We start from the raw sequence: 18,480 nt of genomic DNA on the forward strand, positions 1-18,480 counted from the left end.
CACGGGGCTGGGCTTGGGCAAAGCTCAGCCCGAATGCATTTTTGAGGACCGAATTCCATGCAAAGGCGCTTCAACCCGCTTGAGGCCGATGCCCGCTGGCAGGCCGCCTGGGACGCGAAGCAGACGTTCAAGGCGTCGGACAGCAGCGAAAAGCCGCGCAGCTATGTGCTGGAGATGTTTCCCTATCCGTCCGGGCGCATCCATATCGGCCATGTGCGCAACTATTCGATGGGCGACGTGTTGGCGCGTTTCCGCCGCATGACCGGCCATGAAGTGCTGCACCCGATGGGCTGGGACGCCTTCGGCATGCCCGCCGAAAACGCCGCGATGGAAAAGAATGTCCATCCCGGCAAATGGACCTACGAAAATATCGCCAATATGAAGGCGCAGCTCAAGAAACTGGGCTTCGCGCTGGACTGGAGCCGGGAGCTGGCGACCTGCCATCCCGACTATTACGGCCATGAACAGGCGCTGTTCCTGGACATGCTGGAAGCGGGCCTGGTCTATCGCAAGGAATCGGCGGTCAACTGGGACCCGGTCGACATGACCGTGCTGGCCAATGAGCAGGTGATCGACGGCAAGGGCTGGCGCTCCGGCGCGCCGGTCGAAAAGCGCAAGCTGTCCCAATGGTTCCTGAAGATCACCCAGTTCGCCGACGATCTGCTGGCGGGCCTGAAAACGCTCGACCAATGGCCCGACAAGGTCAAGCTGATGCAGGAAAACTGGATCGGCAAGTCGGTCGGCCTGCAATTCCGCTTCAGGCTGGACGCGCCGGTGGGTGAGATCGGCGAACTGGAGGTCTTCTCCACCCGCCCCGACACCATCTTCGGCGCCAGCTTCGCGGCGATCGCGGCCGACCATCCGATCGCGCTGGCGCTGGCGGAAAAGGACGCCGCGCTCGCCGCCTTCGCGGAGGAATGCCGCCAGACCGGCACCGCCGCGGCGGAGATCGAGACGCAGGAGAAGAAGGGCCATGACACCGGCCTGTCGGTGATCCACCCCTTCACCGGGCGGAAGCTGCCGCTGTTCGTCGCGAATTTCGTGCTGATGGACTATGGCACCGGCGCCGTCATGGCGGTTCCCGGCCACGACCAGCGCGACCTCGACTTCGCCCGCAAATATATGCTGCCGGTCGAGCGCGTCGTCGCCGCCGAAGGCGACGAAGCCAAGGGCATCGGCGACGAGGCCTATGTCGGCCCCGGCCGCCTCATAAATTCCGATTTCCTGAACGGCCTCGCCGTGGAAGAGGCCAAGGCCGAAGTCATCCGCCGCGCCGAGAGCGAGGGCTGGGGCACCGGCACCACCGTGTTCCGCCTGCGCGACTGGGGCGTGTCGCGCCAGCGCTATTGGGGCACGCCGATCCCGGTCATCCATTGCGAGGATTGCGGCCCTGTGGGCGTGCCCAAGGACCAGTTGCCCGTGGTCCTGCCCGAAGACGTCAGCTTCGACATTCCCGGCAATCCGCTGGACCGGCATCCGACATGGAAGCATGTCGACTGCCCGAAATGCGGCAAGCCCGCCCGGCGCGAAACCGACACGCTGGACACGTTCGCCGATTCAAGCTGGTATTTCATCCGCTTCGCCAGCCAGCCGAAGGACAGGCCCTTCGACCGGGAAACCGTCGAAAAATGGCTGCCCGTCGGCCAATATATCGGCGGCGTCGAACATGCGATCCTGCACCTGCTCTACGCCCGCTTCTGGACCCGGGCGCTCCAGCATATGGGGCAGATCGGCTTTGCCGAACCGTTCACCGGCCTTTTCACCCAGGGCATGGTGACGCACGAAACCTACAAGTCGCCCGACGGCGCCTGGCTCGCCCCGCAGGAAGTGGAGCGGCAGGGGGACAGGATCGTCATGGTCGGCACCGGCGCGCCGGTGACGCTCGGCCGCGTCGAGAAAATGTCCAAGTCCAAGAAGAATGTCGTCGATCCGGACGACATCATCGCCCAATATGGCGCGGACGCGGTGCGCTGGTTCATGCTGTCCGACAGCCCCCCGGAACGCGACCTGCCCTGGACGGAGGCGGGCATCGAAGGCTCCTGGCGCTTCATCAACCGCCTGTGGAGGCTGTTCGGGGAAGCCGACAGGACGGCCGAGGGCCAGGACAAGACCCTCGACCGCAAGCTGCACCAGACCATCGACGGCGTGGCGAAAGACATTGAGGCGCTGTCCTTCAACAAGGCGGTGGCGAAGATCTACGAACTCACCAACGCGGTCGAAAAGGCCAGGCCCTCCGCCAGCCGCAGCGCGGCGATCCGGGCGCTGGCGCTGCTGGTCGCGCCGATGACCCCGCATCTCGCCGAAGAGGCCTGGGCGGACATGGGCGAACAGGGCCTGATCGCGGAGGCCGCCTGGCCCGCCGTCGATCCCGCATTGCTGGTCGAGGATGAGGTCACCATCGCCTGCCAGGTGATGGGCAAGCTGCGCGACACCATCACCGTCCCCAAGGGCACGGCGAAGGAGGAACTGGAACGCCTGGCCCTTGCCGCGCCCAATGTCGTGCGGACGCTGGACGGCGCGACGCCGAAAAAGGTGATCGTGGTTCCGGATCGCCTGGTGAACCTGGTAATCTGATTGAAAACCCGTTCGGGCTGAGCCCTTCGTCTGCCTGCCAAGGCAGGCGCTCAGGATAAACTTGCCTTCGGCAAGTCGAAGCCTTGGCCTGAGCGCAGCGAAGGCTTCGACTTCGCTCAGCTTGCCCTTCGACAAGCTCGGGGCGAACGGTTAAGGGTAGCTCTTATGAAGCTCTGGCCATTGCTCTTTGTCACCCTGTCCCTCTCCGCCTGCGGCCTGCGCCCCGTATATAGCGGGGGCAGCCACGGCGCGGTCGCGCAGGCGCTGGGCAATGTCGCGGTGCAGCCGATAGAGGGCAAGGGCGGCTGGCTGGTGCGCAACGCGCTGAACGACCGGCTGGCGGCGATGCGCGGCACTGGTCCCGGATACCGGCTGGTGGTCAAGCTGGACGACAATATCAGCGGCTTCGGCCTGCGTTCCGACGCCGCCATCACCCGCGAGCGGCGGAGCCTGCGCGCCCGCTACCAGTTGATCGACGAAGCCACCGGCGCGCAGATATTGGACGACACCGCCGGATCGGACGTCGGCATCGACGTGGTGTCCAGCGAATATGCGACCATCGCGGCGGAGGATACGGCGCTGGAGCGCCTGTCGCAGACCATCGCCGACCAGATCGTCGCCCGGCTCGCCCGGTTCGCGGCGCGGGACAAGGGCCGTTGAAGGCCAATCGCGGCCAGATCGAAAAGGCGCTCGACGCGCCGCCGCCCGACTGCCGCTTCTTCCTGCTCCATGGCCCCGACGAGGCGGGCAGCGCGGCGCTCGCCAAGCGGCTGGAACGCGCCATGGGGCCGGACGCGGAACGGATCGACCTGGACCCCTCGACGCTGCGCGACGATCCGGCGCGGCTGGCGGATGAGGCGGCGTCCTTTTCCATGTTCGGGGACAAGCGCTGGATTCGCGTCAACGGCATGGGGGAGGAATCGCTTCCCGCGCTGACCGCGCTGCTGGAGGCGGAGGCGGCGGGCAACCCCGTCATCGCCGTGGCGGGCGCGCTCAAGCCGACGTCGAAACTGCTCAAGCTCGCGCTCGACCACAAGCAGGCCCTGGCCTTCGTCTCCTACCAGCCCGACGCGCGGGAGGCGGAGCAGATCGCCGTCGCCATCGCGCGGGAAGGCGGCCTTCGCCTCTCGTCCGACTTGGGCCGCCGCATCGCCGACCTTACCAATGGCGACCGTACGCTGATGGCGGGCGAGGTGGAAAAGCTGATCCTTTATCTGGACGCCGCGCCCGACCGCCCCCGCGAAGCGACCGAGGAAGCGCTGGACGCCCTTTCCGCCGACAATCCCGACAGCGACGCCGCGCCGCTGGTGAACGCGGTATTGGGCGGCGACCTGCGCGGCATGCACCGCGAACTGGGGCGTCTGGCGGAGGCGGGCACGGCCATGGCGGCGGTGCTGCGCCCCTTGTTGACCCGCGCCATGCTACTCGCCAATATCCGCGCCGATTTCGATGAGAGCGGCAGGCTGGACGGCGCGGTGGAGGCGGCGGGCAAGGCCGTCTTCTGGAAGGAAAAGGGCGTCGTCACCCGCCAAGTCCGCATCTGGGACGCCAGCGGCATCGCCCGCGTCATCCAGCGGCTGGCCCAGGCCGAACGCGCCAGCCGGTCGGGCAGGGGCCTGGGCGACCTGATGGTCCGCCACGAACTGCTCGCCATCGCCCGCCAGGCGGCGCGGGAGCGGTAACTCCTATTCCACGTACTCCTGCGCAGGCAGGAGCCCAGGTCCACGCTTCATCCAGTAAGGCAAGGCCGAAACCGGGTTCCTGCCTGCGCAGGAACACGACTTCCCAAAGACCTCAAGGCTCACGCCTAACCGCTTGATCGCCGGTCCACCCATCGCCATATTGCCGCGCATGGACAAGCTCAACCTGACCGACGCCGAATGGCGCGAGCGCCTTTCCCCCGAACAATATCATGTCCTGCGGGAAGGCGGCACGGAACGGGCCTTCACCGGCAAATATAACAGCAACAAGGCCGACGGCGTCTATTATTGCGCGGGCTGCGGCGCGGAACTGTTCGATGCCGAGGAAAAATATGACAGCGGATCGGGCTGGCCCAGCTTCACCGCGCCGGTCGACATCGATGCGGTCGACGAAATCCGCGACACCAGCCACGGCATGATCCGCACCGAAGTGCGCTGTTCGAACTGCGACGGGCATCTCGGCCATGTCTTCCCCGACGGGCCGGGGGTCAACGGCCTGCGCTATTGCATGAACAGCGCGTCGCTGGATTTCAAATCCCGCGACGAAGCCGGATGATCGTTCATCGCCGGTAAACCGCCGCCGATCTTCAGAAAGCCTCGACATTTATGCGGCCTGCACGGCTTTTCCACTGGCCGCCTTCCTGATTAGCGCATATCCGGGCGAACCATGGCACGATCGAGCAGCGAACCGCGGGGCAGGGTGAAGAAATGGCTGATAAGGGGCGTGAAAATCGGCCTTGTCGGCTTCTTGAGCGCGGCGATCGCGGTCGTGGTGGCGGTGGTGATCGCCTATCAGTCGCTGCCCGACTATGAATCGCTGAAATCCTCCCCCAACGGCCAGATGATCCGCGTCCACGCCGCGGACGGCAGCGTCATCGTCTCGCTCGGCCCCAGCTTCGGCCGCTGGCTGAGCTATGACCAGATCCCCACGGTCATGGTCGACGCGATGGTCTCGACCGAGGACAAGCGCTATTATCTGCACCCCGGCGTCGACCCCATCGGCATGGCCCGCGCCGCCTGGGTGGCGATGGAGCGGCGCGGCAGCGGCCGCCGCTGGCAGGGCGCGTCCACCATCACCCAGCAGGTGACGCGCAACATCTTCCTCAACAACAGCTATAGCTGGGGCCGCAAGGTCCGGGAAATGGTGCTGGCCCTCGCGCTGGAGCGCAAATTCTCCAAGCGGCAGATCCTCGAACTCTATCTCAACAAGGTTTATTTCGGCGGCGGCGCCTATGGCATCGACGCCGCCAGCCGCAAATTTTTCGGCCATCCCGCAACCGCCCTGAACCTGCCAGAAGCCGCCATCGTCGCCGGTCTGGTGAAGGCCCCCTCCAGCTATTCCCCGACCGCCGACGCCGACGCCGCCATCGGCCGCGCCGGCGTCGTGCTGGACCTAATGCAGGAAAATGGCAAGATCAGCGCGGCCGAACGCACCGCCGCCAATCTCCAGGACGTGAAGATGGCGCCCGAACCGCCGCAGAACAGCGTCCGCTACTTCACCGACTGGGCGCTGCCGCAACTCGACACGCTGATCGACGAACCCAATGAACCGCTGGAGGTCTACACCACCATCGATTTGGGCATGCAGAAGGCTGCGACGGCGGCGATCCAGGCCAATGTGCCCAGCGGCACGCAGGGCGCGCTCGTCTCGCTCGACCGCGACGGCGCGGTGCGGGCGATGGTCGGCGGGCTGGACTATGTGAGTTCCAACTACAATCGCGCCACCACCGCGACGCGCCAGCCGGGCTCGGCCTGGAAGATCTTCGTCTATATGGCCGCGCTGGAGGCGGGCTATACCCCCGACACCGGCGTCACCGACAGCCCGGTCGACATCAACGGATGGAAGCCGCGCAACAGCAACGGCCGCTTCTCCGGCGACATCGATATCCGCACCGCCTTCGCCTATTCGGTCAACACCGTGGCGGCGAAGCTGGGCGTGGAGGTCGGCTTCCCCACGGTCGCCGACATGGCCCGCCGCTTCGGCGTAACAACGCCGATCAACACGCACCCCTCGATGGTGCTGGGCACGTCCGACGTGCGGCTGATCGACATGACCCGCGCCTTCGCCTCCATCGCGCGCAAGGGGGTGGCGGTGACGCCCTACGGCATCACCAGGGTGACGACCGCCGAAGGCCGCGTCCTCTACGAACATCAGGACGACACCAGCCGCGTGCTGGTCGCCCCCTGGGTCGCGGCGGGCATGACCGACCTGATGCAGACCGCCGTCAGCACCGGCACCGGCCGGGCGGCGCAGATCGGCCGGCCCGTCGCGGGCAAGACTGGCACGACCAGCAGCAACAAGGACGGCTGGTTCCTGGGCTTTTCCAGCGGCATCACCACCGGCGTCTGGATGGGCCGCGACGACGCCCGTGCCGTGGGCGTGCTCCAGGGCGGCCGCGCCCCCGCCCGCGCCTTCGCCGACTATATGAAGGTCGCCGTCGCCAAGCGCCCGGTCGAACAGTTCGAAACCCAGGTGACGCTGCCCGAATGGCAGTTGGAACCGGACGAGGAAGCCTATTACGGCCAGCCCGACGGCGGCACGGACGGCGGCATGATGGTCGACGAAAACGGCCTGCCCATCGAACGCGGCCAGCAGCAGCCGGACGAGGACGCGCAGCCCGACGACAGCGGCCAGCCAACGCCCAACCCCGCAGACCGCCCCCAGCCGCCGCGCCTGGACCAGCAATGGATCGACAATGTGCTGGGCCGCAACCGGCAACAGCAGCAACCGCAACACTAGGCTTTATCGACATTCAGCCTGAAAACCACCCGTCATGAAGCGCGCCTAACCCGCCGCTCTCCCCGCCGTCGCAAGGCGTTTCCGGTCGAGCAACCCTGTGTCCGGCAACAGGAAGTCCACCTTTCCCCGCCCGAAATCGATGGCCACCCGGTCGAACACCTTGAGCGCGTCGATGCCGAGCAGCAGCGCGGGCTTGTCGTTAAGCCCCAGTTCCGCGAAGGGCTGGGCATCGGCGAACATCACCGGCATCTCCTTCAGCATGACCTGGCCCATGCGCACCCGGTCGATCAGGCCGGCCTGCCCCGACAGCGTCTCCCCCGTCACGCTGGTCAGCGTCACCAGTTCCAGCGCGGGCGCCTTCTTCTTGCGCACCAGCTTGTTCATCAGCGCCATGTTGCCGACGCTTATGGAGGTGCCGGTGTCCAGGATGATGCTGACCTGCATGCCGTTCACGTCGGAATCGAGCAGGATCAACTGCCCCTGGCGCCGTCGCGCCTCGACTACGATGACATTGGGGTCACGCCAGCTACGCTTGCTGCTGCTGATCTCCATCCGACCCGTGCGGAAATTCAGCAGCAGCCGCTTGGCATGCAGGCCGTCCAGTCCCAACAGGCCGGCCGCGCCGATATGCTCCCCCTCCAGCACCGGCGCTTCTATATCGTCCACCACGGTCTTGCCGAAGCCCAGGCGCGGGACGGCGACAGTGTCCACCTCCGCCCGGCCGGTCATGCTGATCACCGTCACCCGCTCCCGCAGGGGCAGGTCGAGCCGTTCGGCCAGGGCGCGGGAAATGACGGTGCGCTGCGATCCGGTGTCGACCACGAAGTTCCACGGCCCCCTGCCGTCGATCTGGATAGGGATGGTGATGCGGGTATCGCCGCTGGGGATGGTGCGGATCACCGCAGGCGGATCATCGGGATCGAGCGCGGCTCGATCCTGCGCCGCAAGGGGAGAAGTGGCGATCGCGATCGCGATGCCCAGAGCGGCGCGCCAGCGTCCCATCTCCCGTTCCTCCTTATTTTATCCCTGTATAGCATGAGCGCCCCGGTTCCGCCCATCCCATTTCATTCGCGGCAGGACGCATATCGGCAATTTTCAATCCATCCGAATGGCTCAGCGACCTTGACTTGGGCGGGGTCGGATCGCTAAACGCCAGACATTCCATCCCGCCCGTCCGGCGCGGGTTCTCCCGAGTCATTGCCGGGTCAGCCTTCCCCCCTATTTCTCCTCGTCCCTCTCATTCCATCGGACTCCACGCGAATGCACCTTAAGGATCTCAAGAAAAAAGCGCCCGCCGAACTCGTGACCATGGCGGAGGAACTGGGCGTCGAGGGCGCATCGACCCTGCGCAAGCAGGATCTGATGTTCGCGATCCTCAAGGTCGAGGCCGACAATGGCGAGCAGATCATGGGCGAGGGCACGATAGAGGTGCTGCCCGACGGCTTCGGCTTCCTGCGTTCGCCCGAAGCGAATTTCCTCGCCGGTCCCGACGACATCTATGTCTCGCCCAACCAGGTGCGCAAATTCGGCCTGCGCACCGGCGACACGGTGGAGGGCGAAATCCGCGCCCCCAAGGATGGGGAGCGCTATTTCGCCCTGACCAAGCTCATTTCCGTCAATTTCGACGATCCCGAAGTCGTCCGTCACCGCGTCAATTTCGACAATCTGACGCCGCTCTATCCGACGCAGAAGCTGACGCTCGACGCGACCGACCCGACCGTCAAGGACAAGTCGGCCCGCGTCATCGACATCGTCTCGCCGCAGGGCAAGGGCCAGCGCGCGCTGATCGTCGCGCCGCCGCGCACCGGCAAGACCGTGCTGCTCCAGAACATCGCCAAGGCGATCACCGACAACCATCCCGAAGTCTTCCTGATCGTCCTGCTGATCGACGAGCGTCCGGAAGAAGTCACCGACATGCAGCGCAGCGTGAAGGGCGAGGTCGTTTCCTCCACCTTCGACGAACCGGCGCAGCGCCACGTCCAGGTCGCCGAAATGGTGATCGAAAAGGCCAAGCGCCTCGTGGAACACAAGAAGGACGTGGTGATCCTGCTCGACTCGATCACCCGCCTCGGCCGCGCCTACAACACGGTGGTGCCGTCGTCGGGCAAGGTGCTGACCGGCGGCGTCGACGCCAACGCGCTCCAGCGGCCCAAGCGCTTCTTCGGCGCGGCCCGCAACATAGAGGAGGGCGGCTCGCTCTCCATCATCGCCACCGCGCTGATCGACACGGGCAGTCGCATGGACGAGGTCATCTTCGAAGAGTTCAAGGGCACCGGCAACTCGGAAATCGTCCTCGACCGCAAGGTGGCGGACAAGCGCATCTTCCCGGCGCTGGACGTCGGCAAGTCGGGCACCCGCAAGGAAGAATTGCTGGTCGACAAGGCGAAGCTCAGCAAGATGTGGGTGCTGCGCCGCATCCTGATGCAGATGGGCACGGTCGACGCCATGGAATTCCTGCTCGACAAGATGAAGGATTCCAAGACCAACGAGGATTTCTTCGACTCGATGAACCAGTAAGGGGCCGGGCGGTTGTGTTCCTGACGGACGCGGATCGCCTTCGCTTCAAGCGCCGCGAACTTCGGGCCGTCGGACTTCGGTCTGGCGGCTCTTTCATTTTCAGGGGAACTGTCAGGCCGTGATGATCGACCTAATCGCAACCGCCGCAGCGGCGGCTCAGGGGATCGGCTCGCCCGCCGACATCTGGGCGCATATCGTCAATGATTTCAGCAATATCGGCTCGCCCGCCGCGCTGGCTGCGTTCGGCCAGGTGCTGATGATCGACGTGCTGCTCGCCGGGGACAACGCCATCGTCGTCGGCGCGCTGGCGGCGGGGCTTCCGGCGGAGCAGCGCAAGAGGGTCATATTGATCGGCATCATCGCCGCGCTGGTCCTGCGCATCGGCTTTGCGCTGGTGGTGACGCAGTTGATGCAGATCGTCGGCCTGATCCTGGCGGGCGGGCTGCTGCTGCTGTGGGTCGCGTTCAAGATGTGGCGCGAACTGCACCCGAAGCGGGGCGGGGACACGCCGGACACCGGCGACGACGACATATCCGGCCTGCGCCCCGCCAAGAGCTTCGCGGGCGCGGCCTGGGCGGTCGCGGTGGCGGACGTTTCGATGAGCCTGGACAATGTGCTGGCGGTGGCCGGCGCGGCCCGCGACCATCCGGGCATCCTGATCATCGGCCTGATCCTGTCTGTCGCGCTGATGGGCATCGCCGCGAACATCATCGCCAAATATATCGAACGCTTCCGCTGGATCGCCTATCTGGGCCTGGCCGTGATCGTCTATGTGGCGGTCAAGATGATCTATGACGGCGTCGTGGATCATCAAGTCGGCATATTGACGCTCTTCGTCTAGAAGCGATTTCCAAGCGATCGGAACCGATCGCTGGTCAAGAAATCGCGGAAAACACTGAATCCAGGACGGCGATCTTATCCGATCGGATCGAAACCCGCCCCAAGGCCCGTCCGGATGCGTTGGAATCGCAGGTTCCTGCGCGGTTCAACCTCGCCAGGACAAATTCCGGAGGGATTGCGCATCGGTGTTCCTGCGCAGGCAGGAACCCAGTTCCGCCCTTGCCAGGATCACCCGTCCGCCGCACCCTTGACGCCGACCGGCAGCCATGGCTGCCTGATCCAGCCGCCCGCCCTGTCGCCCAGCCACCAGCGCAACGGGATGCGCCGCTCGGCTATGCCGGGAAGGCTCCAGACATCCCATCCCTTGATCGGCCGGAACGGGTTGCGGCGTCCATAGGCCCAGATCTCCACCCTGGTGGCGGGCGCGCTGGCCGGACTGCGGGCATGGAAGCCGAACGTGTCGGCGATCAGCAGCGTATTGGCGGGCACGGCAAAGACGCTCGGTTGCGGCAGGCCCAGCCCCGTCAGTTCGCTGACGTCGATCCGCAGCGATCCCCGCGCCGAAAGGCGGCAATCGCCGTCCCGCGCGCCCAGGCTGCGTTGCTTTTCCCAGGCCAGCCGCTGCGGCGTCAAGCGGTGCGAGCCCTTCACATAGGCGAAGGGCCCGGTTTCGACGGGCACATCCTCCAGAAACAGCCAGGCCTTCATCGCGGGATAAAAGGTGTCGGCATGGAATGCGAGCTGGGGATCGGGCGCGGCATCGCGACGGCGCGGCAGGATCGACTGGACATAGAGCAGCGGCTCTATGTCGAAACCCGACACATAGCGGGCCAGACCCTGCCAGCGGGGATCGCGGCGAAAATCCTCAAAGGCCGGGATCGCCCGGCGCGCGGCGGGGTCCATCGCGAGGCGGCGGGTGATCGTATCGCCCTGAACCATCTCCCGCGCAGGTCCGCGATAGCTGAAAAGCTGTTCCTGCAAGGCGCTAAAGGTCGCGGCGGGCAGGAAATCCCGGATTTCGACGACACCGTCCCGGTCGAAAATCGCCCGATGTTCCGGATCGACGCCGTCGGCCAGCCGCCTGCGCCGCGCCGCCGCCAGCGCCTGCGCCGCCCGCACCCGCCCCGCATGCAGCCCCAGCGCGTTGAGCCGCGTCGAACCGATCAGCGGATTGTCGACGAAGGATTTGGCGCCGGTGAATAGCTGGGCGAACCAGAGAGGCGCGAGCAGGGGCGCAAGGGCGTTCATCGACGGCGCCTTGCCATTCCGGTCGGCCCCGGTCGAGCGGAATATGCCATTCCCCTTGGAAAACAATGCGTTTCCAGCAATGCGCCATGCTCTGCCATCCAGTTCCCGCCCTGCCAGCCGCCGTCAGGGGATCAGCAGCGTGCTTCCCGTGGTTTGCCGGGCCTCCAGCGCGCGGTGCGCCTCCGCGGCGTCGGCCAGGGAAAATCGTTGGCCGACGACGGTCCTCGCCACGCCCCGCGCCATGCGGTCGAACAGCCTTTCGGCGGTTCGCGCCAACTCTTCGGGAGTGGCGATATAGTCGAACAATGTCGGGCGGGTGACGTAAAGCGACCCGCCCCGGCTGAGTTCCAGCAGGCTGATCGGCGGCACCGCGCCGGAGGCATTGCCGTAGCTGACCATCAGGCCGCGCCGCCTGAGCGAGGCCAGCGACGCGCTCCAGCTATCCTTGCCCACGCCGTCATAGACGACGTCGACGCCGCGGCCCCCGGTGATCTCCCGCACGGCGGAGGCCAGGCTGTCGAAGCCGCCGTGCAGGCTATGTTCGGCGTCCACCTTCGCCGCCTTTTCCGCCGATCCGCAATGGGCGATCACGACCACGCCCTTGTCGCGCAGCCACGGCACCAGCACGGAACCCACGCCGCCGGCGGCGGCATGGACCAGCGCGAACTGCCCGGCCTCCAGGGTGACGATGTCCTCCGCCAGATAGCAGGCGGTCATGCCCTTCAGCATCATGGCCGCCGCATCCTGCGTCGTGACGGCATCCGGAATCCTCACCGCCTGGTCGGCGCGCACCAGACGATGCGTGGCATAGGCGCCCAGCCCGACCGCACAGCCCACCTTGTCGCCCACCGCAAAGCCGGCGACGCCCGGACCCACGGCGGCGACATGGCCGGCGCCCTCGGCGCCCAGCGGCGTCGGCAGCGGCGCGGGATAGAGGCCGCTGCGATAATAGGTGTCGATGAAATTCAGCCCGACGGCATCCTGCGCGATCAGCAATTCGCCTTCACCCGGCAGGCCGGGGTCGAACCCTTCCCGCGCGATCACCTCCGGCCCGCCATGGCTGCGGGCCACCATCCGCCATGCCTGCGTCATGCCGTTGTCCCCGTTCAGAGATGGGCCGCGAAGAAATCCGCGGTCCGGCCGTCGGCAAGCTGCGCCGCCGCCTCATTGCGGCGCGCCCCCATTTCGGCCGCGAAGCCATGGTCCAGCCCCTCATAATCGTGCAGCGTGACATGGCGATTGTCCTTCAGCCCTTCATGCATCTTGCGCTGCACGTCGGGCGGGACAAAGCCGTCGGCGGTGGGGACATGCAGCAGCACCGGCTTGCCGATGGCATGCTGTTCGTTCAGCAGGCCGTCGATGCCGACGCCATAATAGGCCACGAAGGCATCGCCGTCGGTGCGGCAGGCCGACATGAACGCCAGCCGCCCGCCCAGGCAATATCCGACCAGGCCGACCTTGCCGCCTTGCCCCAATTCGGCCCGGGCGGCCTTTATCGTGGCCTCTATGTCGCGAATGCCCTGATCCTGGTTGAATTTCTGCATATGGCCGAAGGCCGCCTGAAGCTCCTCGCCTATGTCGGCGTCGAGTTCGACATGCGGCTTTTCGCGCCAGAACAGATCGGGCGCCATGGCCAGATAGCCGGCCGCCGCCCAGCTATCGCATTTGCGGCGGATGCCCTCGTTCACGCCGAAGATTTCCTGGATCACGACGATCGCGGCCTTGGGCGCGCCCTCCGGCCGGGCGACATAGACATCGAAGCGGGCATCGCCCTCCAGCGTGGGGATGGATGTGAATGCTGCCATGGGAAAGTCCTTCTCAAATCGCGTCATGTCCAGGGAACGGCATAATGGCGCTTGCGGGGCCGAGCGCAACCATGCCAGCCGTCAAAAAATTTGCCTTGGTTGCCCTTGTTGCGGCATGAGGCGTTGTAAAGCGAGGGCGCAGCAAAGGGTAGCAGGTTATGAAGGTAAGCGTGGACGTCGACTGCACTCCTGCGGAGGCCCGGGCTTTCCTGGGGCTGCCGGATGTCACCCCCATTCACGACAAATATGTGAAAACGATGCTCGACAGCTTCGACGGCGTCGCCAATGTCGAGCAGATGGAAACGCTGTTCAGGAGTTTTTCGCCCCTGGGCGATGCCGGGATGCGCCTGTTCAAACAGATGATGGACATCGGCCTGGCGGGGATGCCGGGCAAGAATGGCGACAAGAATCCAGGCTGATCCCCTTCGCGACGACGCGCCGTGACGGAGACCATCTTTGCCTTGTCGAGCGGCGCGCCTCCCGCCGGCATCGCTGTCGTGCGGATCAGCGGACCGGCGGCGGGGCAGGCGCTGCTGGCGCTGGCCGGAAGCCTGCCGCCGGCCAGACGGGCGCGGCTGTCCTCATTGCGGGATCCGCGTGACGGCGCGTTGCTGGACCGGGCGCTGGTCCTGTGGTTTCCCGGCCCCGACACGGCGACCGGCGAAGACCTGGCGGAACTGCACTGCCATGGCGGGCGCGCCGTCATCGCCGCGGTCGAGCAGGCGCTGGCTTCCCTGGAAGGACTGCGCCGGGCCGAGGCGGGGGAATTCACCCGGCGCGCCTTTACCAATGGCCGCATGGACCTGAATGCCGTGGAGGGCCTGTCGGACCTGCTGGCGGCCGAGACGCAGCAGCAGCGCCGGGCAGCCCTGCTGATGGCGGAGGGTCATTTTTCGCAAAGGGTGGAGCAATGGCTGCGGACATTGCTAAACCTGTCCGCAATGACCGAGGCGGCGCTCGATTTTTCCGATGAGGACGATGTGCCGGACGACGGCATAGAAACGCGGATCGGGCAGGGCGTTCGCATTTTGGCGGAGGATGTCCGCGCCGTGCTCGCCTCGCCATCGGCGGAGCGGCTGAGGGATGGCGTTCGCGTGGTCCTGGCGGGGCCGCCCAATGCGGGCAAATCGACGCTGCTCAACCGGCTTGTGGGGCGTGATGCGGCCATCGTCTCCGACGTGGCGGGGACCACCCGTGATCGGATCGAAGTGCCCGCCGCGCTGGGCGGCACCGCCTTTCTTTTTACGGACACGGCGGGCCTGCGCGGTGAAACGGACGATGCCGTAGAGGCGATCGGCATCGACAGGGCACGCGGCGCGCTGGAGGCAGCGGACATCATCCTCTGGCTCGGCCCGGCGGATGAAGCGCCACGGGAAGATGCGATAGTGATCGCTGCCCAGTGCGATCGCCACGCGAAAGCGGACCGACCCGGCCTGCCCCTTTCCGCCGTGACGGGGGAGGGGATGGATCGTCTCGCCTTCATGCTGCTCGACCGGGCGGCCAGGCTCCTGCCGGGAGAAGGCGACTATGCCCTGCACCAGCGGCAGCGCGAAGGCGCGGCCCGGCTGCATGCGCATCTGACTTCCGCGCAGGGTTCGGACGATTTGCTGATCGTCGCCGAAGAGTTGCGGCAGGCTCGCCATGCGATTGACCTGCTGACGGGGCGAGCCGGCACGGAGGACATGCTGGACCGCCTGTTCGCCGGATTCTGCATCGGAAAATAGCGATGTTCCACGTGGAACAGTTTTGACCCGACCGCCTGACTTCTGTTAAGGGGCGCGCATGCGGACAAGCTATGACGTGATCGTGGTCGGCGGCGGCCATGCAGGCTGCGAAGCGGCTGGCGCAGCGGCGCGCAAGGGCGCGGCGGTCGCGCTGTTGACCTTCGAAAGGGCGACGGTCGGCGCCATGTCCTGCAATCCGGCCATTGGCGGGTTGGGCAAGGGCCATCTGGTGCGCGAAGTGGACGCGCTGGACGGCCTGATCGCCCGCGCCGCCGACGCCGCCGCCATCCATTATCGCATGCTGAACAGCAGCAAGGGCGCGGCGGTCCAGGGGCCGCGCGTGCAGGCGGATCGCAAGCGCTATCGCGCCGAGATCCACCGCCTGCTGGATGCCCAATCCGGTCTTGAAATTGTCGAGGGAGAAGCCGTCGGGCTGCTGCTGGCGGGAGGGGCTGTCGCTGGCCTCAGCCTGGCTGATGGCCGCAGGCTTCATGCGCCCTCGGTCGTGCTGGCGACCGGCACGTTCCTGGGCGGCAAGCTGTTCCGCGGCGAGGAGACGCTGACGGGCGGCCGCATCAGCGAAAGAGCCGCGACCGCGCTCGGTGTTCAGCTTCGCGCCCTCGACCTGCCCATGGGCAGGCTCAAGACGGGGACTCCGCCCAGGATCGATGGCCGCACCATCGACTGGGCCGCACTGGAGGCGCAACCTTCGGACGCGGAAGGCTGGACCATGTCAGCCCTGTCGCCCGGTCGCCCATTGCCGCAACTCAGTTGCGCCATCACCCGCACCAATGACCGGACCCATGCCATCATTCGGGAAGGGCTGGGGCGTTCGCCCTTGTTCAGCGGAGCCATTGAGGGCCGGGGGCCGCGCTATTGCCCCTCCATAGAGGATAAGGTGATCCGCTTCGGGGATCGGGACGGACATCAGATATTCCTGGAACCCGAAGGGCTGGACGACCATCTGGTCTATCCCAACGGCATCAGCACTTCGCTGCCGGCCGATGTCCAACTGGCCATGGTCCGATCCATGGCCGGGCTGGAAAAGGCCGACATTCGGGTGCCGGGCTATGCCGTAGAATATGACCATATCGATCCGCGAGCGCTGGACGCGACCCTGGAGGTTCAGGCCATCCCCGGCCTTTTCTGCGCCGGGCAGATCAACGGCACCACAGGCTATGAGGAAGCGGCGGCGCAGGGCCTGCTGGCCGGGATCAACGCCGCCGCCAGGGCGAGGGGGGAAGGGCCGCTCATCCTGGATCGGGCCAGCAGCTATATCGGCGTGATGATCGACGACCTGGTCCTGCAGGGCGTGACCGAGCCCTATCGCATGCTGACGGCGCGGGCCGAATATCGGCTGAGGCTGCGGGCGGACAATGCCGGCACTCGATTGGCGGAAATCGGCTTCGAGCATGGCGTTCTGGGCGAGGAACGCGCCGCTTATTACGCCAGGCGCCATGACGAGCGGGCAGCGGTCGAGGAGGAATTGAACCGCACCTTCTCCGCCACGGAAATGGCCAGGTCGGGCGCGCCGGTCCGGCAGGACGGCGCGCGCCGCTCGCTGTTCGAATGGGCGCGTTTTCCGGAAGTCGGGCGTTCGCTGCTATGCGAACTTGCGCCCACATTGTCCCGCATATCGTGCGACCTGCGCGAGGAACTGCTGGAGGATGCGCATTACGCGCCCTATCTGGAACGGCAGGAGGCGGAGATCGCGGAAATGCGCCGCAATGAGCGCGTCGTCATTCCAGCGGATTTCGATTTCGCCGCCATTGGGGGGCTGTCGACCGAAATGGTCGAGCGGCTCACTCTGGCGCGTCCCGATACGCTCGCCGCAGCGGGTCGCATTCGCGGCATAACGCCGGCGGCGCTGGCCGCCCTTCTCGTCCATATAAGGCGCCGCGCCGCGTGACGGAGGAAGATGCGCGGCTATGGCTGCAAACCCGGTTCGATGTTCCACGTGGAACATGGGACCGACTGGAGCGCTATGTCGCCGTGATCCTGGATGAGATGGAACGACAAAATCTCATCGCGGAATCCACCCGCCCGCATATCTGGGCGCGGCACATCGTCGATAGCGCCCAGCTGATCCCGCTCGCCGACAATGCGGGGGACGGGAAATGGATCGATCTGGGATCGGGCGCGGGCCTGCCCGGCATCGTGGTCGCGATTCTCACCCAGCGTCCTGTCGAGATGGTGGAATCGCGGCGCAAGCGTATCGACTTCCTGAACGACGTCATCGCCGAACTGGGCTTGCCCAATGCAGCGGTCTTCGGCGGACGCGTGGAGAGCGTGCCGGCCGCCGCTGCGGCCGTGATCAGCGCCCGCGCCTATGCCCCATTGCCCAAGTTGCTCGAATCGGCCGAGCATCTGGCCGATGAAAAGACCATCTGGGTGATGCCAAAAGGACGAAATGCGCAGAATGAACTGGAGGCGGCGACTCGATCATGGCAAGGTGCGTTCCACGTGGAACGCAGCGTGACCGATGCCGACAGCGCCATCATCGTCGCGCAGGCGGTTCGATCCGTCAGGAGGAAGGGCCGAGGATGATCCGTATTGCCATCGCCAATCAAAAGGGCGGCGTCGGAAAAACCACCACTGCCATCAATCTGGCCACGGGGTTGGCCGCCACCGGGCTTCGCGTCCTGCTGGTCGATCTCGATCCCCAGGGCAACGCCTCGACCGGCCTGGGCGTCAACCAGTCCGACCGCGAACAATCCAGCTATGACCTGCTGGTCGGCAATTGCGCGCTGGAAGATGCGATCATCAGCACGCGTGTACCCAAGCTCGACATCGTCCCCGCGACCCAGGATCTTTCCGGGGCGGAGATCGAACTGATCGAATATGAGGAACGCACCCACCGGCTGGAGCGCGTGCTGGCGGAGGCCCAGCCCGGGCGCTGGGACATTTGCCTGATCGACTGCCCGCCCTCGCTCGGCCTGTTGACGATCAACGCGATGGTTGCGGCGCAATCCCTGCTGGTGCCGCTGCAATGCGAATTTTTCGCGCTGGAGGGGTTGTCGCAACTGCTCCAGACGGTGGAGCGCATTCGCGGCCGCTTCAATCCCGGCCTTTCCATCATGGGCGTGGCGCTCACCATGTATGACCGGCGCAATCGCCTGACCGACCAGGTGGCCGACGATGTGCGCGCCTGCCTGGGCGATCTGGTCTTTTCCACGGTCATTCCGCGCAATGTGCGCCTGTCCGAAGCGCCCAGCCATGGCGTGCCGGCCCTCATCTACGATTTCCGCTGTTCGGGATCGGAAGCCTATATGCGTCTGGCGCGTGAACTGATCGCGCGCCTGCCCCGGCAGGAGGTTGCTGCTTGAATAACG

16 protein-coding genes are annotated in these 18,480 nt (G+C 66.0%); 12 read left to right on the forward strand and 4 right to left on the reverse strand.

What is annotated here, in order from left to right; translation table 11 throughout:
- Positions 1–57: 57 nt before the first annotated feature.
- The 5 genes from leuS (at position 58) to SIDU_RS15860 (ending at position 7,014) form a co-directional block, all read left to right on the forward strand.
- Positions 58–2,574 (forward strand): leucine--tRNA ligase, encoded by a 2,517-nt coding sequence (gene leuS / locus SIDU_RS15840; protein WP_007689292.1) that lies wholly within the window; start codon positions 58–60, stop codon positions 2,572–2,574.
- 165 nt (positions 2,575–2,739) lie between these two features.
- A complete protein-coding gene (gene lptE, locus SIDU_RS15845; protein ID WP_007689294.1) occupies positions 2,740–3,234 on the forward strand; it encodes an LPS assembly lipoprotein LptE in 495 nt (164 codons plus the stop codon).
- Positions 3,231–4,256: a DNA polymerase III subunit delta gene (gene holA / locus SIDU_RS15850; protein WP_007689296.1), complete on the forward strand. Its 1,026-nt coding sequence runs from the start codon at positions 3,231–3,233 to the stop codon at positions 4,254–4,256. Before lptE ends, holA begins: the two co-directional genes overlap by 4 nt.
- A 169-nt stretch (positions 4,257–4,425) precedes the next feature.
- On the forward strand, positions 4,426–4,830 hold the full coding sequence (gene msrB / locus SIDU_RS15855; RefSeq protein WP_025160612.1) for a peptide-methionine (R)-S-oxide reductase MsrB: 405 nt from the start codon (positions 4,426–4,428) through the stop codon (positions 4,828–4,830).
- Positions 4,831–4,941: 111 nt separating this feature from the next.
- On the forward strand, positions 4,942–7,014 hold the full coding sequence (locus SIDU_RS15860; RefSeq protein ID WP_037508531.1) for a transglycosylase domain-containing protein: 2,073 nt from the start codon (positions 4,942–4,944) through the stop codon (positions 7,012–7,014).
- 45 nt (positions 7,015–7,059) lie between these two features.
- On the opposite strand, the gene SIDU_RS15865 is transcribed toward SIDU_RS15860, so the two are convergent.
- A complete protein-coding gene (locus SIDU_RS15865) occupies positions 7,060–8,016 on the reverse strand; it encodes an aspartyl protease family protein (protein WP_007689301.1) in 957 nt (318 codons plus the stop codon).
- A gap of 258 nt (positions 8,017–8,274) precedes the next feature.
- On the opposite strand from SIDU_RS15865, the gene rho reads away from it, so the two are divergent.
- Both rho and SIDU_RS15875 read left to right on the forward strand, forming a co-directional pair.
- Positions 8,275–9,531 carry a transcription termination factor Rho gene (gene rho, locus SIDU_RS15870; protein ID WP_007689303.1) on the forward strand — a complete coding sequence of 419 codons (1,257 nt, stop codon included), beginning with the start codon at positions 8,275–8,277 and terminating at the stop codon, positions 9,529–9,531.
- Between the two features lie 121 nt (positions 9,532–9,652).
- Positions 9,653–10,372 carry a YjbE family putative metal transport protein gene (locus tag SIDU_RS15875; RefSeq protein ID WP_007689305.1) on the forward strand — a complete coding sequence of 240 codons (720 nt, stop codon included), beginning with the start codon at positions 9,653–9,655 and terminating at the stop codon, positions 10,370–10,372.
- A gap of 227 nt (positions 10,373–10,599) precedes the next feature.
- Here the strand turns inward: SIDU_RS15875 and SIDU_RS15880 are convergent, their stop codons facing one another.
- From SIDU_RS15880 to SIDU_RS15890, 3 genes are all read right to left on the reverse strand, one after another.
- The gene (locus SIDU_RS15880; RefSeq protein WP_025160610.1) at positions 10,600–11,619 is read right to left on the reverse strand and encodes a phytanoyl-CoA dioxygenase family protein; all 1,020 of its coding nucleotides are present in this window, start codon (positions 11,617–11,619) and stop codon (positions 10,600–10,602) included.
- Between the two features lie 123 nt (positions 11,620–11,742).
- A complete protein-coding gene (locus SIDU_RS15885) occupies positions 11,743–12,711 on the reverse strand; it encodes a quinone oxidoreductase family protein (RefSeq protein WP_233431844.1) in 969 nt (322 codons plus the stop codon).
- Between the two features lie 14 nt (positions 12,712–12,725).
- Positions 12,726–13,424 carry a dienelactone hydrolase family protein gene (locus tag SIDU_RS15890; protein WP_007689311.1) on the reverse strand — a complete coding sequence of 233 codons (699 nt, stop codon included), beginning with the start codon at positions 13,422–13,424 and terminating at the stop codon, positions 12,726–12,728.
- Positions 13,425–13,582: 158 nt separating this feature from the next.
- Between SIDU_RS15890 and SIDU_RS15895 the strand changes: the two genes are divergently transcribed.
- Genes SIDU_RS15895 through SIDU_RS15915 form a run of 5 tightly spaced genes read left to right on the forward strand, consistent with a single transcriptional unit; the run spans position 13,583 to position 18,474 of the window.
- Positions 13,583–13,843: a DUF6489 family protein gene (locus tag SIDU_RS15895; RefSeq protein WP_007689313.1), complete on the forward strand. Its 261-nt coding sequence runs from the start codon at positions 13,583–13,585 to the stop codon at positions 13,841–13,843.
- Between the two features lie 21 nt (positions 13,844–13,864).
- Positions 13,865–15,148 (forward strand): tRNA uridine-5-carboxymethylaminomethyl(34) synthesis GTPase MnmE, encoded by a 1,284-nt coding sequence (gene mnmE / locus SIDU_RS15900; protein ID WP_025772801.1) that lies wholly within the window; start codon positions 13,865–13,867, stop codon positions 15,146–15,148.
- Between the two features lie 58 nt (positions 15,149–15,206).
- Positions 15,207–17,057, forward strand: a complete 1,851-nt coding sequence (mnmG, locus tag SIDU_RS15905; protein WP_007689317.1) for a tRNA uridine-5-carboxymethylaminomethyl(34) synthesis enzyme MnmG — start codon at positions 15,207–15,209, stop codon at positions 17,055–17,057.
- A complete protein-coding gene (gene rsmG / locus SIDU_RS15910; protein ID WP_007689319.1) occupies positions 17,054–17,695 on the forward strand; it encodes a 16S rRNA (guanine(527)-N(7))-methyltransferase RsmG in 642 nt (213 codons plus the stop codon). Before mnmG ends, rsmG begins: the two co-directional genes overlap by 4 nt.
- The gene (locus SIDU_RS15915; RefSeq protein ID WP_007689321.1) at positions 17,692–18,474 is read left to right on the forward strand and encodes a ParA family protein; all 783 of its coding nucleotides are present in this window, start codon (positions 17,692–17,694) and stop codon (positions 18,472–18,474) included. The genes rsmG and SIDU_RS15915 overlap by 4 nt, the downstream gene beginning before the upstream one ends.
- The last annotated feature ends 6 nt before the right edge of the window (positions 18,475–18,480 follow it).

Origin of the sequence: Sphingobium indicum B90A (genome assembly GCF_000264945.2) — a bacterium.
GTDB lineage: Bacteria > Pseudomonadota > Alphaproteobacteria > Sphingomonadales > Sphingomonadaceae > Sphingobium > Sphingobium indicum.

What these genes read in the sequence shown, in the direction of transcription:
- SIDU_RS15890 (WP_007689311.1), bottom strand. Translation starts at nt 13,424, where the DNA reads ATGGCAGCATTCACATCCATCCCCACGCTGGAGGGCGATGCCCGCTTC.
- SIDU_RS15915 (WP_007689321.1), top strand. Translation starts at nt 17,692, where the DNA reads ATGATCCGTATTGCCATCGCCAATCAAAAGGGCGGCGTCGGAAAAACC.
- leuS (WP_007689292.1), top strand. Translation starts at nt 58, where the DNA reads ATGCAAAGGCGCTTCAACCCGCTTGAGGCCGATGCCCGCTGGCAGGCC.
- SIDU_RS15875 (WP_007689305.1), top strand. Translation starts at nt 9,653, where the DNA reads ATGATCGACCTAATCGCAACCGCCGCAGCGGCGGCTCAGGGGATCGGC.
- SIDU_RS15880 (WP_025160610.1), bottom strand. Translation starts at nt 11,619, where the DNA reads ATGAACGCCCTTGCGCCCCTGCTCGCGCCTCTCTGGTTCGCCCAGCTA.
- lptE (WP_007689294.1), top strand. Translation starts at nt 2,740, where the DNA reads ATGAAGCTCTGGCCATTGCTCTTTGTCACCCTGTCCCTCTCCGCCTGC.
- rho (WP_007689303.1), top strand. Translation starts at nt 8,275, where the DNA reads ATGCACCTTAAGGATCTCAAGAAAAAAGCGCCCGCCGAACTCGTGACC.
- SIDU_RS15885 (WP_233431844.1), bottom strand. Translation starts at nt 12,711, where the DNA reads ATGACGCAGGCATGGCGGATGGTGGCCCGCAGCCATGGCGGGCCGGAG.
- SIDU_RS15895 (WP_007689313.1), top strand. Translation starts at nt 13,583, where the DNA reads ATGAAGGTAAGCGTGGACGTCGACTGCACTCCTGCGGAGGCCCGGGCT.
- msrB (WP_025160612.1), top strand. Translation starts at nt 4,426, where the DNA reads ATGGACAAGCTCAACCTGACCGACGCCGAATGGCGCGAGCGCCTTTCC.
- mnmG (WP_007689317.1), top strand. Translation starts at nt 15,207, where the DNA reads ATGCGGACAAGCTATGACGTGATCGTGGTCGGCGGCGGCCATGCAGGC.
- SIDU_RS15860 (WP_037508531.1), top strand. Translation starts at nt 4,942, where the DNA reads ATGGCACGATCGAGCAGCGAACCGCGGGGCAGGGTGAAGAAATGGCTG.
- SIDU_RS15865 (WP_007689301.1), bottom strand. Translation starts at nt 8,016, where the DNA reads ATGGGACGCTGGCGCGCCGCTCTGGGCATCGCGATCGCGATCGCCACT.